Genomic DNA, 12,437 nt, shown 5'->3' on the forward strand with positions numbered 1-12,437 from the left:
AGAAGGGGCATGCGCCGCTTCGCAAGGACACTGGTCGCCGCCGCGCTGGCGGGAGCCGTCGTCGCGGGAACCGCGGGATGGGCCTCCGCCGGCGCGCAGGCGGCGGTCACCGGGCCGCTGCCGGGCACTGCCGCCTGGCGGGCCGACGCGGTGTCCGGGCGGCCGCTGCCGGACCCGGCCCGGGCCACGCCGTCGCGGGTCGCGCGGTTCTTCGCCGGGCTGGACGGGGCCCGTGCACAGGGCCTCGTACGCTCCCACCCGCTGGTGGTGGGCAATCTGGACGGGGCTCCGCTCCCCCTCAGGTACGAGGCCAACCGGCTGGCCGTGCTCGCGACGGGCGAGGCCCGCTTCGCCCCGCTGGCCGCGCCCGGCCGGCAGATCCTGGCCTTCGACCCGCGCGGACGGGGCACCGTCGCCGAGGTGTTCGGGGACCTGGCGCGGACCGCGCACGTCTCGGTGATCGTGCCGGGCTCGGACAACGACGCCACCACCTACGACCGCCCGCGGGCCGCCCACACCGGCCCGGCGGGCATGGCCCGCGCCCTGCGGTCCGCGACCGGGGAGAGCGTCGCCGTCATCGCCTGGACCGGCTACACCACGCCCGTCGGGGTGGGGCTGGACACGGCCCAGGGGCGGCTGGCGCAGGCGGGCGCGGTCCGCCTCGCCCGGTTCACCGACGGACTGGAAGCGGTCGGCGCACCCGACCCGGTGCTCTTCTGCCACAGCTACGGCTCGGTGGTCTGCGGACTGGCCGCCCGGCACACGGACGCCACCGACATCGTCGCCTTCGGCTCCCCCGGGATGCGCGCCGACAGCGTCGCCGACCTGCACACCGGAGCCCGCGTGTGGGCGGCGCGCGGACCCTCCGACTGGATCGCCGACGTGCCGAACGTGGAGTTCGCCGGGCTCGGCCACGGCGCCGATCCCACCTCGGCGGCCTTCGGCGCCCGCCCGGTCCCGGCCGCCGACGTGGCGGGCCACACCGGCTACTTCACCCCCGGCACCGGGTCCCTGAAGGCCTTCGCCGCGATCGCGACGGGAGCGGCACGATGAGCATGCCGGAGACGCGGCCGGTGAGCCGGCCTGCAAGCGCCTCGGCGGACGCGTCGGCGAGCAAGCGGGGCAGCGCCCCGGCGAGTACCCCCGTGCGTGCCCCGGGCGTCCTCGCCAAGGCGCGGGCGGCCGCCGGCCGGATCGACGCGAAGACCCCGGCCCACCGGGACCGGGCGATCGACGGGCTGCGGGCGCTGGCGCTGCTGGCCGTTCCGACCGGGCACTGGCTGCTCGGCGGGTTCACCCTCGACTCCGACGGGGCCCTGCACAACGCCAGCCCCCTCTCCGCCTTCGGCGGCCTGGCCCCGGCCAGTTGGGTGCTGCAGATGCTCGGGGTCTTCTTCCTCGTCGGCGGCTACGCCTCGGCGCTCTCCTTCCGGCGGCACACCGGATCGGCCGGGGCCTGGCTGAAGGGCCGGATCGCCCGGCTGGGGCGGCCGGTGCTCGGGGTCACGGCGGTGTGGGCGCTGGCCGCACCCGTGCTGTACGCGGCCGGGGTGCCCGAGGCCACCCTGCGGACCGGGGCGAAGCTGGTGATCCAGCCGCTGTGGTTCGTCGGGGTGTACGTGGTGGTCACCGCGCTGACCCCGTACTGCGTGCGCGCCGCGCACCGGCTCGGCGGCTGGGCGGCGGCCCCGCTGCTCGCCTCGGTCGCCGTCGTGGACTTCCTGCGCTACGGGCCCTTCGCGGACTCGGTGCCCGGGTGGGTGGCGCTGGTGAACATCCTGCCGGGCTGGCTGTTCGCGTACCAGCTCGGCGTGGACTGGGGCGAGGGCCGGATCGGGCGCCGCGGGGGGTGGCTGCTGCTGGCGGGCGGGGGCCTGCTGTTCGCGGCCCTGCTGATGGTCTTCCACTACCCGGCGTCGATGGTCGGGGTGCCGGGCGAGGCCCGGACCAACTCGCATCCGCCGTCGCTGCTGGTGGTGGCCCTGGCGGCGGCCCAGTCGGGGGCCGCGATCCTGCTGCGGGACCGGCTGGCGCGGCTGTTGGCCCGGCCGGTGCTGTGGGCGCCGGTGGTCGTGATCAACCTGTGCGCGATGACGATCCTGTGCTGGCACCAGACGGCGATGCTGGCGGCCGCCGTACCGGGGTCGTTCGCGGGCGGGCTGGCCGGGCTGACGACGGCGCCGGACAGCGTGGGTTGGATCCTGGCGCGGCTGGCGTGGATGCCGGTGTTCGCGGCGCTGCTGGTGGGCATCGCCCGGTACGCGCGCCGCTTCGAACAGCCCTGGACGCGGGCCACGGCGGTCCGCCGGACCGTGGCGGGCCTGCTGGCGGCCGGGTTCGCGGTGTTCGCCCTCGGTCTGGCGTAGAGCGGCGGCCGGAGCACCTGTACCGCCGGAGCACCCGTACGAAACGAGAGCGCCGCTCCCCATGGGGAGCGGCGCTCTCGTGCGTGGCGCGTATGCGTGCGCGAGCCGTCAGGCGATGGAGGCGGCGACGATCGCGGCGACCGCGAGGTTGCAGGAGGCCGTCACCCACACGGCGGGGTGCGGCTCGGGGTCGACCACGATGGCACCGAGCTTGCCCGGGGTCACCAGGTCCAGCAGCAGGAAGGCCACGGCCATCAGGACCAGGCCGAGGATGCCGAACGCCGCAGTGGACAGCAGGCCCTTGCCGAAGTCCTCGTACGTGGTCCAGATCGAGGTGAAGACGATGCCGCCGATGCCGAGCAGCGCCGAGGAGAGCATCACGGAGGCGTTCCGGTTGCGCTCTTCCCAGATCTGCTTCGGCAGCTTGCCGGGGGTCAGCACGTCCACCAGGACGATGCCGAGGATGAGCAGCACCAGGCCGACGCCGCCGAATGCGGTGGTGCGGCCAAGTCCGTTGATGATGTCGCTCATTGGGAAGCAGTCTCCGGGGTGGGGTAGGAAGTACGTCGCGTGCCTGTCGTCGCGGTGGCCGAATCTATCGCACGGCACCGCACCCGACCATGGGGAGGTCAGGAAATGGCAGAGCTCAGGGCGGCGCGGTCGGACGAGGCCGACGCGCTGACGGGGCTGGTCATGCGCTCCAAGGCGCACTGGGGGTACGGCGCGGAGTTCCTGGCCGCGTGCGCTCCGGAGCTGCGGATCGGGGCCGGGGACGAGGTGCGGCGGCGGATCGTGGTCGCCGAGGGCGCGGCCGGGGCCGCCGGTGCCCGGTCCGGAGACGGCCCGCGCGCCGTGCTCGGGCTCGCTTCCCTGGACGGGGAGCCGCCCCTCGGCCGGCTGGGGCTGCTCTTCGTCGAACCGGCCGCCATCGGCGGGGGCGTGGGCCGCCTGCTGTACCGGGACGTGCTGCGACGCGCCGCCGGGCTCGGGTTCCGCCGGCTGCTGATCGACGCCGATCCGCACGCCACCGGGTTCTACCGGGCGATGGGCGCGGTGGCCCCGGGGCCTGATCCGGAGCAGGGCGGAGCGCCGGAAGCTCCCGGCGGGCTGGTGCGGTTCGAGGTGGCGCCCGTGCCCCTGGCCGGCTGGGCCCGGGCCTGGACGGGCGGCGCGGCGGCCGTGCACGTGGGCAACGTCGCCGAGTACAACGCGCAGTTCGCGGACGCCTCCCTGGACCGGGAACAGCGGGCCGCCCACCACTACGCCTGTCTGGCCGCCTTCTACAGCCCGCGGCCCGCCGCGCTGGTGCTGCCGCGCCCGGTGCCGCCGGGCTGGATCTCCCTCCTCGGGCGCCAACTGGGCTGGCCCGCCGGGGTGGAGGTGTACGACGGGCTCGCGGAGCGGGATCCGGGCCTGTCGGACGCCGTACGGTCCCGGCCGGCACTGGCCGCACGGCTGACCGGGACTGGGACCGGGGCTGGGACCGGGACCGGGACTGGGACCGAGGCCGGAGCCGGAGCAGGAGCCGCGCCCCTCGTTCCGTGGGGCCTGACCGCCCCCTTCGCCCGGCTGGCGCGGCGGCCGTGGCGGCCGGACGAGCTGCGGTACGAGTCGAAGTCGGCGGCGCACGGGCTGTTCGGCCGGATCCTCGCGGAGGGCGGGCACCCCGCGATCATGCTGCCCGCGCAGTGGCGGGCGGACACCCGGCGGGCGGCGGTCCGGCTGCTGGCGTCCCGGACCAGGGCGGGCGAGAGCACCGTTCTCAAATCGGAGCACGGCGTCGGAGGCTCGGGCACCACGGTGATGACCCCCGGGCGGGTCCGCGCGGCGGGCGGCGCCCGGGCGGTGGTGCGGGCACTGCCGCGCGGACCGCTGCTGGTGGAGGAGTACGTACGCGGTCCGGCGGATCCGGCCGAGCCGCGCGACCTCACGTACGACGGGTTCGTGGACGGGCGGGGCCGCGTGCACGAGGTCGGCGGGGCGGTGATGGACGTGGCGGACGGCGGGTACCGCGGGGCGACCGTGGGTCCGGGGGTGCTCCCCGGCTGGGCGGAGGAACCACTGCTCGCCTTCGGCCGCACGGTGGGCCGGGAGCTGTCGGCCGCGGGCTACCGGGGCTGGTTCGACGTGGACTTCGTCGCCGACGGCGCGGGACGGCTCGCCCCGACCGAGACGAACCTGCGCCTGACCGGGCCGTCCGTCGCCTTCGTGGTGGCGGCCCGGCTCGACGAACTGCGGGGCGCGGGGCATTTCGTACGGATCGCCGACCGGGTGGAGCTGGGCGCCCGCCTGCCGGAGGCGGCCTTCGACGAACTGTGCGAGCGGCTGTCCCGCCGCTGCGCCGGCATCGGCGCCGTGTTCCTCCCCGCCATCCCCACCGGCGCCTTCGAACCGGCGCCCTGGATGGGCGCCCTGGTGGCCGCGACCGACAGGGAGCTGCTGGACGCGGCCGAACGCCTGGTGCGGGCGGAGGCACTGTCCGTCGGGTCGATGTTCGAGCAGTTCGACCCGTTGGAGCAGGTGGACGGGGCGCGGTCGGCCGGACCTCAGCCGGCCGGGTCGGTGGTCCGGGCCCCGTCCCGGACCGGTGCCTGCGCCGGAACCGACGCCGATCCGGAGGCCGAGGCGAAGGCCGATTCCGACCCCGGCCCCGGTTCCGATTCCGACGCAGGGTCCGGTTCCACGTCGAAGGCGCTGAGCGGCGGACGGGAGGCGTAGACCGCCACGATCCCGGCGGCGATCATCAGCGGGATGTTGAAGGCGTAGACGAGCGCGGCCTGTTGGGGCCAGTCCTGCTTGGCCGCGAGCCGGTAGAAGTTGTCCTGCGGCCACCACGCCACCAGCAGGTAGACGATCGCCAGATGGGCGGCCGCGGTGATCCGGGGGCCGCGCCTCCCGTGGCGGCGCATCCGGGACCGGCCGGCGAACAGGAACCACACACCGGCCGCGAACGCCCAGCACTCGAAGAGGTAGAGGACGAAGAAGAGCGTCGCGTACGGGTTCGGGATGCCGGAGAGGTCCGTGGAACCGGGCCAGAGGATCAGGGTCAGGATCATGGTGAAGCCCGCCACCAGGGTCAGCCCGACCGCGATGAAGAAGATGACGCCGGCCCATCCGGCGATGTTGGGCCCCTCGAACCCGCGCGCGTACGCGCCGCCGTACTTGCTCCCGCCGCCCCTGCTCCCTCCACCGCCCTCGTCCCCGGCCCGTCCCGGCGGCATCGGGAGCGCGGCCCGCTGTTCGCGGCCGGCCCTGTCCCGGGGGATCCTGGGCAGCCGCACCACGGCGCTCGGCGTCATGGCCCCCGGCAGCCTGCCCGCCAGGTGGCGGCGGAGTTCCCCGCCGTCGGGGAGGTCGGAGCCCGGGGGCCAGGCGTCGTTCTCGGCGGCCGGGGCGAGGAAGGCGACGAGCACCGGCCGCGCGTTCACGCCCGTACCCGCACCCTTGACCTCGGCCAGCAGTGCGGCGCCGACCGCTTCGTGGCTGCGGATGGCGGACTCGACGGGGTGCGGGTCGAGGGCTTTGCCGTCCGCGGTGAGCCGGTCGCGGATCCGGCCCCGGAACTCCAGCAGGCCGTCGGGGCGCAGTACTGCGAGGTCGCCGGTCGGGACCGGTTCGCCGCCGCCGGGCACGGTGAGGTGGATCTGCCCGTCGCGCACGTCGAGTGCGCAGCCGGGGAAAGCGGCTCCGATCAGCGAGAGCTCCTCGGCGCCGTCCAAGGGGCCGGCGAGCTGCGGGAGTTCGAAGCGGGCGCCGACGCCCGCGACCTCGGTGGGCCCGTAGACGTTGAGGAGCCGGGCCCCGGGCCGCAGCCGGGCCAGCAGGGTGGCCTGCTCGTCGAGGTAGAGGCGGTCGCCGGTGACCGTGACCATGCGCAGGGACCGGAGCCCCTCGTCGGGGCGGTGCAGGGACCGTGACAGGGACGCCTCGCGGTCGCGCACGAGGAGTTGGGTGGCAGTGCCCGGGTCGGTGTGCAGGACGGTGACCCGCTCGGCGTCGACGGCGCGGCGCAGCGACTCGGGTGTCCAGCGCGGGCCTTCGGGCAGGACGAGTGCGCCGCCCTCGCACAGGGCGCGCGTCCATCCGGCGGCGAAGCCGGTGAGGTCGGGGGCGGCGGTGATCAGGTGCCGGTCCTCGGGGGCGGGCCCCACCACCCGGGCCCACCCCTCGTGGGCGGCGAGGAGCCGGTCGTGGGAGAGGGGGACGGCCCTGCGGTCCGCGCCGCCGGTGAACAGCACGGCGGCCGTTTCCCCTCGGGGGGTCCGGTCCGGCGGGTCGGTGGGCAGCCCGCCCGAGGCGGCCTCCTGCTGGGCGCCGAGGCGGATCACCCGCAGGTCGCCGCCGTCGTCGAGGCGGGCCTGGTCCGCGGAGTCGGCGAGCAGGACGGAGGGCCGGGCGGCGGCGAGCTGGCGCTGTCCGGTGCGCGGGTTCTCCACGTCGATGACGGTGTAGGCGGCGCCGGCCTTGAGGATGCCGAGGAGGAGGACGAGGAGTTCGGCCCGCGGGGTGGAGCCCACGGCGACGAGAGCCCGCTCGGGCAGGCCGGAGCCGATCAAGTGGTGGGCCAACTGGTTCGCCCGCGCGTCGAGTTGTCCGTAGGTCAGACTGTCGGTGCCGGCGGCGAGGGCCTGGGCGCCCGGGGTGTCGCGCACCCAGCGTTCGAAGCGGGAGAGAACGGTGTCGTCGGCGCGGCGGCCGGAGTGCGTGAAGGACTCTGATCCCTGCGTCATGGACCGATTCTGGCACCGGACACTGACAGGGACGAGGGCTGCGAAAATCCCTCGTACGAGCGAGGGTTGATCCACTATCGTCCTGCGCTGGTACCCGGCCTGCACCGGCCAGGATGCCGGTGAACAGGTTTCGAGCGGTCGGAGGCAGCATGGCCAAGGAATTCCAGGTGACGTACGACTGTGCCGATCCGGGCGCGCAGGCGGCGTTCTGGGCACAGGCTCTGGACTATCGCGTCCAGTTGCCGAAGGACGGCTCCACCGACTGGGCGGCCATCTCGGATCCGGACGGCAAGGGGCCGCGGCTCTACTTCCAGAGGGTCCCGGAGGACAGGACGGCGGCGAAGAACCGCCTGCACCTGGACGTGCGCTCGGCACCCGGCCTGAAGGGCGACGAGCGGATGGCCGCGCTGGAGGTGGCGGCCGCCAGGCTGGAGGAGCTGGGCGCGAAGCGGCTGTACCGCCTGGAGTCCGACGAGGAGAACGAAGGGATCATCGTGATGACCGATCCCGAGGAGAACATCTTCTGCCTCGACTGACCCCTCGGCCAATCCCTCGGCCAATCCCTCGACCAACGTCTCGACCGACCTCTCGATCGACCTGTCGAACAGGGTTCCTGGTCACCCAAGGGCCATCTGCCCCTTGACCTCAATCTTGCTTGAGGTCCTACCGTTCGGCTCATGGATATGGAAGTCACCGCCTGGACCTCGCTCCACAGCGCGATCAACGCCCAGCAGGACCGGCGCCCGCTCTCGCGGGCCGGCCTGCGCCGGATCGCCGCCTTCGCCCGCCCGCACCGGCGCGGGCTGACCTTCTTCCTGCTGCTCAGTGTGGTGACCGCGCTGCTCGCGGTGGCCACCCCGGTGCTCGCGAGCCGCGTGGTCACCACCATCGTCGAGGGCCGGGAGGGCGGTACGGTCACCCGCCTCGCCCTGCTGATCGCGCTGATCGCGGTCGCAGAGGCGGGGCTGGGGCTGGTCCTGCGCCGGCTGTCGTCCACCCTCGGCGAGGGGCTGATCCTGGATCTGCGGACGGCGGTCTTCGACCACGTGCAGCGGATGCCGGTGGCGTTCTTCACCCGGACCCGCACCGGGGCGCTGGTCAGCCGGCTCAACAACGACGTGATCGGCGCGCAGCGGGCCTTCAGCAACACCCTGTCGGGGGTGGTGTCCAACACCGTGACGCTGCTGCTGACCCTGACCGTGATGCTGGGCATCTCCTGGCAGATCACGCTGCTGGCCCTCGTGCTCCTGCCGGTGTTCGTGCTGCCCGCCCGCCGGATGGGCGTGCGGATGGCGGCGCTGCAGCGGGAGGCGTCCGCGCTCAACGCCTCGATGGGCACGCAGATGACCGAGCGCTTCTCCGCGCCGGGCGCCACCCTCGTCAAGCTGTTCGGGCGGCCCGACGAGGAGTCCGCGGAGTTCGCGGCGCGCGCCGCCCGGGTGCGTGACATCGGGATCCGCACGGCGATGGCCCAGTCGGCCTTCATCACCGCGCTCACCCTGGTGTCCGCGCTGGCCCTGGCGCTCGTGTACGGGCTCGGCGGCCATTACGCGCTCGCCGGCACCCTGGACGCGGGCTCGGTGGTCGCCCTGGCCCTCCTCCTGACCCGGCTGTACGCGCCGCTGACCGCGCTCGCCGGGGCGCGGGTGGAGGTGATGAGCGCGATGGTCAGCTTCGAGCGGGTCTTCGAGATCCTCGACCTGAAGCCGCTGATCTCCCAGAAGCCGGATGCCCGCCGGGTGCCGGAGGGGCCGGTGGCGGTGGAGTTCGACAAGGTCTCCTTCGGCTACCCCTCCCCCGACAAGGTGTCCCTCGCCTCCCTGGAGGAGGTCGCGACCCTCGACGCGCGGGGCGGCACCGAGGTCCTGCACGAGGTGTCCTTCCGTGCCGAGCCCGGGCAGATGATCGCCCTGGTCGGCTCCTCGGGCGCCGGCAAGTCGACCATCGCGCAGCTGCTGCCCCGGCTGTACGACACGGACGCGGGCGCCGTCCGCCTCGGCGGGATCGACGTACGGGACCTGACCGCGGACTCGATCCGCGAGACGCTGGGCATGGTCACGCAGGACGGCCACCTCTTCCACGAGTCGGTACGGGCCAACCTGCTGCTGGCCCGCCCGGAAGCCGGGGAGGACGAGATCTGGGAGGCCCTGCGCCGCTCCCGGCTGGACGGGCTCGTGGCCTCGCTCCCGGACGGCCTGGACACGGTCGTCGGCGAGCGCGGCTACCGGCTCTCGGGCGGGGAGCGCCAACGGCTGACCATCGCCCGGCTGCTGCTGGCCGGCCAGCGGGTGGTGATCCTGGACGAGGCCACGGCCCATCTGGACTCCACCTCGGAGGCGGCGGTCCAGGAGGCCCTGGCGGAGGCCCTGGCGGGCCGGACGGCCGTGGTGATCGCGCACCGGCTGTCGACGGTGCAGGCGGCCGACCTGATCCTGGTGGTGGAGGACGGCCGGATCGTGGAACGCGGCACCCACGCCGAGCTGCTGGCGGTGGGCGGCCGGTACGAGGAGCTGTACCGCACCCAGTTCGCGGCGGCCGGCCCGGACGGGGACACGCCGGCGGTGGACACCGTTCCGGGCGGCGCGGCGGCGGTCTCCGGCGGATGATGGCCAGCGGGGCGGCCGGGACCGGCCCCCCGGAAGCACTGGGACACCGGAGTCAGGAGCAGCGGATGGACATCAAACTGGAACTGGTCGCCGTACCGGTCACCGACATCGACCGGGCCAAGGCCTTCTACGAACGCATCGGCTTCCACGCCGACCACGACATCACGGTCAGCGAGGAGATCCGCTTCGTCCAGCTGACCCCGCCGGGCTCGGCCTGTTCGATCGCCATCGGCAAGGGCCTGACCCGGATGACACCGGGTTCGCTGGACAACATGCAGGTCGTGGTCGCGGACATCGAGGAGGCCTTCGCCGATCTCAAGGGCCGGGGCATCGAGGTGACGGAGATCGAGGACATGCCCTGGGGCTCCTTCGTCTACTTCTCCGACCCCGACGGCAACGGCTGGGCGGTCCAGCAGACCACCCCGCGCACGGGCGGCGGCCCCCAGTAGCGACCGCGCCGGGACGGGGCGGATCGACGGCGGCGCGGCCAGAGACACCTGGCCGCGCCGCAGTCGATCCGGACGGACCCGCCGTTGGTGTACGCGGCGGCCGGTGACACGGATCAGCCGCGACGGGTCTTGGTCTTGCGCCAGCCGAAGGGGCCGGGCAGATCCCAAGAGGTGGTCCGGCGTCCGGTGCTGCTGCGCGTACGGCGGGGGCCGTGCTTACCACCAGTCGTGATCGACCACGACTTGCGGTTGATGTTGAGCCGGACACCCGGCAGGATCCTGAAGCTCTTGCGGAAAGTCAGCGGCATGGCGTCTCACTTCCTCGGTGCGTGGCGACGGCGGCCCGACTCCAGCTTCGTTCGGGCCAGTTGACACGCGTGTGTCCGGCGCCGCCCGTTCCATGCGCCCGCGGCCGAGCCGGTGTTCGGCGTGCCCTCTCCCCGGTCTCGGCCACATCGGCCTCGACGCTGTCCACGGTCTGCTTCCCGGTGAAACGCGTGAGGGGGTCCGAACTCGTGGAGTTCGGACCCCCTCACGCGGGGAGATCAGGCGGGGAGATCAGGCGGGGCGGCCGCCGAACGGGGCGCCGGTGCCGTAGTACGTGCCCAGCTCCTCGTGGTATCCGGCGTCCCCGAGGTGCTTGTCCCGGTGGAACTCGGGAGCGCTCTTGATCTGCTCCTTGGTCCGGTCCACGTAGACCTTCCTGTCCTCCGGGTCGACCCGCAGGATCGTGCTCGCCGGCAGCAGGACCTCCTTGCCGAAGATCCAGACGCCGGTGTCCACGACCACGTAGGCGTCACCGACCTCGTCGGAGTGCTTGTCCACCTTGCCGATGTCACCGTCGACCGCCTCGACCTTGTAGCCGGTCAGATCGGTCCCGGCCAGATGGCCCGAGGTGGACTTGTAACTCCACACATGCTCAGTCACGCGAAAACAACTCCTCCGGTAAGCGGAGGACGGCAAAGGAACCCCCTGCCGCCCCTCCATTTCCGATGCCGTGCAGCGGACGGCTTCACCATCCGCTTGGACTCCCGCCTGCCCCTGTCCCGGCACGCCATGCCCGCGTCACCGAAGAGAATCCGGCCCGGCAGTCCCAGGTGCCCGTGCATCAGTCGGTGTCGAGGCCGGGAACCGGGGCTGCCCGATCTCACGAGCGACGTGCCCGGCCGGCCCGCCGTCTCGGATCGATACCCTGAGCAGCATGAAACCCTGCCGTGAAGGCAGGCATCCGCGTGAGGGGTAGAAGGTGAACCGGTTCGCGCGCCTGGCCACCCGCCTGCTGGCCGTACCCAGGGCGCTGGTGTGGATGGCCGGCGAGGATCCCGCCCCCGTCGAAAGCCGGCCCGCCGGGTCCACCGACGCCGAAGCCGCCGCGCTGTGCCGCCGGGTGGCGGAGCTCGGCGAGCCCCTGGCCCTGATCGGGGACGGTGAGGGCCGGCTCGCCTTCGCGGGTGTCCCGCTGGTCGGTCCTGCCGGGGAGCTGCTCGGCGTACTCGCCGCCACCGACACCGGGCCGCGCACATGGAGCGAGGAGGACCTTCGGGATCTCGGTGACCTTGCTGCGGCGTGCAGCGCCCACATGCGGCTGCGGCTGCGCTCGGAGGAGGTGCAGCGCGCCGGGGAGGCCGCCGAGGAGGCGGCTTCGCTCGCCGAGGCCCAGGCCGACCGGATGGAGACCCTGCTGAACCGCGCGCAGTTGTTGCTGCGGGCCGCGGAAGGTCTGGGTGACACCAGCGGCCTGGACGAGGTCTGGGCGCGGGTGAGCGAGTTGGCGGGGGGCGACCTCAAGCCCTCCCATGTGGGCCTGGTCCTGCTGGGTGAGGACGGACTGCTGCGGCAGGTGGCCGGATCCGAGGCGGGGCAGCCGCCCTGGACGGGCCCGGAGGCAGGGTACCGGGTCGATTCGGGCTGGCCCGGTGCGCGGGCGGTACGGGAGCGGCGGACGGTGGTCATCGCGGGCCGGCAGACCCTGTCGGATTTCACGCCCGAGGCCGTGGCCGGCTTCGACGCGTTGGGACTGCACACCCTGGTGTGCGTACCGCTGTCCGGAGCCGAGAGCGTCCTCGGCGTGCTGGAGCTCGGCTGGGACATCCCGCACGTGGTGGATGCCGCCGAGCGGGCGGTGCTCGTCGTACTGGCCGACTACACGGCCCGGGCCGTGGAGCGTGCCGCCTACCTGGACGATCGCGTGTCCATCGCCGTGGGGCTTCAGCGGGCCATGCTCACCGATCTCGTGCAGGTCCCCGGGCTGGAGACCGCCGCCCTGTACCGGCCGGCCGCGCGGCA

10 protein-coding genes and 1 pseudogene are annotated in these 12,437 nt (G+C 73.8%); 7 read left to right on the forward strand and 4 right to left on the reverse strand.

The features are described 5' to 3' along the window. Positions 1-9 precede the first annotated feature (9 nt). Both ACFWBW_RS31490 and ACFWBW_RS31495 read left to right on the forward strand, forming a co-directional pair. Positions 10-1,053: an alpha/beta hydrolase gene (locus ACFWBW_RS31490; RefSeq protein ID WP_385379680.1), complete on the forward strand. Its 1,044-nt coding sequence runs from the start codon at positions 10-12 to the stop codon at positions 1,051-1,053. After that, positions 1,050-2,366 (forward strand): acyltransferase, encoded by a 1,317-nt coding sequence (locus ACFWBW_RS31495; protein ID WP_385379683.1) that lies wholly within the window; start codon positions 1,050-1,052, stop codon positions 2,364-2,366. Before ACFWBW_RS31490 ends, ACFWBW_RS31495 begins: the two co-directional genes overlap by 4 nt. Positions 2,367-2,474: 108 nt before the next feature. Here the strand turns inward: ACFWBW_RS31495 and ACFWBW_RS31500 are convergent, their stop codons facing one another. Further along, positions 2,475-2,897 carry a DUF350 domain-containing protein gene (locus ACFWBW_RS31500; protein WP_385379686.1) on the reverse strand — a complete coding sequence of 141 codons (423 nt, stop codon included), beginning with the start codon at positions 2,895-2,897 and terminating at the stop codon, positions 2,475-2,477. A gap of 162 nt (positions 2,898-3,059) precedes the next feature. Here ACFWBW_RS31500 and ACFWBW_RS31505 point away from each other — a divergent pair. Then, positions 3,060-3,440, forward strand: a pseudogene (locus ACFWBW_RS31505) (GNAT family N-acetyltransferase); the annotation flags it as partial. Between the two features lie 1,472 nt (positions 3,441-4,912). Here ACFWBW_RS31505 and ACFWBW_RS31510 read toward each other — a convergent pair. Beyond that, positions 4,913-7,096, reverse strand: coding sequence for an AMP-binding protein (locus ACFWBW_RS31510; RefSeq protein ID WP_385379689.1), 2,184 nt, complete (start codon positions 7,094-7,096; stop codon positions 4,913-4,915). 149 nt (positions 7,097-7,245) lie between these two features. Here ACFWBW_RS31510 and ACFWBW_RS31515 point away from each other — a divergent pair, with 149 nt between their 5' ends. From ACFWBW_RS31515 to ACFWBW_RS31525, 3 genes are all read left to right on the forward strand, one after another. Further along, positions 7,246-7,632, forward strand: a complete 387-nt coding sequence (locus tag ACFWBW_RS31515; protein ID WP_385379692.1) for a VOC family protein — start codon at positions 7,246-7,248, stop codon at positions 7,630-7,632. A gap of 141 nt (positions 7,633-7,773) precedes the next feature. Next, positions 7,774-9,702 carry an ABC transporter ATP-binding protein gene (locus ACFWBW_RS31520; RefSeq protein WP_385379696.1) on the forward strand — a complete coding sequence of 643 codons (1,929 nt, stop codon included), beginning with the start codon at positions 7,774-7,776 and terminating at the stop codon, positions 9,700-9,702. A 65-nt stretch (positions 9,703-9,767) separates the two neighbouring features. Then, positions 9,768-10,151 carry a VOC family protein gene (locus tag ACFWBW_RS31525; protein WP_385379699.1) on the forward strand — a complete coding sequence of 128 codons (384 nt, stop codon included), beginning with the start codon at positions 9,768-9,770 and terminating at the stop codon, positions 10,149-10,151. Between the two features lie 113 nt (positions 10,152-10,264). Here ACFWBW_RS31525 and ACFWBW_RS31530 read toward each other — a convergent pair whose 3' ends face one another. Both ACFWBW_RS31530 and ACFWBW_RS31535 read right to left on the reverse strand, forming a co-directional pair. Then, positions 10,265-10,459 carry a DUF4236 domain-containing protein gene (locus tag ACFWBW_RS31530; RefSeq protein ID WP_385379702.1) on the reverse strand — a complete coding sequence of 65 codons (195 nt, stop codon included), beginning with the start codon at positions 10,457-10,459 and terminating at the stop codon, positions 10,265-10,267. Positions 10,460-10,709: 250 nt separating this feature from the next. Further along, a complete protein-coding gene (locus ACFWBW_RS31535) occupies positions 10,710-11,078 on the reverse strand; it encodes a PRC-barrel domain-containing protein (protein ID WP_385379705.1) in 369 nt (122 codons plus the stop codon). A 319-nt stretch (positions 11,079-11,397) separates the two neighbouring features. On the opposite strand from ACFWBW_RS31535, the gene ACFWBW_RS31540 reads away from it, so the two are divergent. Beyond that, positions 11,398-12,437, forward strand: a 1,040-nt coding sequence (locus ACFWBW_RS31540) for a GAF domain-containing protein (protein WP_385379709.1), incomplete at its 3' end; no start/stop codon positions are given.

The sequence above is a fragment of the Streptomyces sp. NPDC059957 genome (assembly GCF_042730015.1).
Taxonomy (GTDB): domain Bacteria; phylum Actinomycetota; class Actinomycetes; order Streptomycetales; family Streptomycetaceae; genus Streptomyces.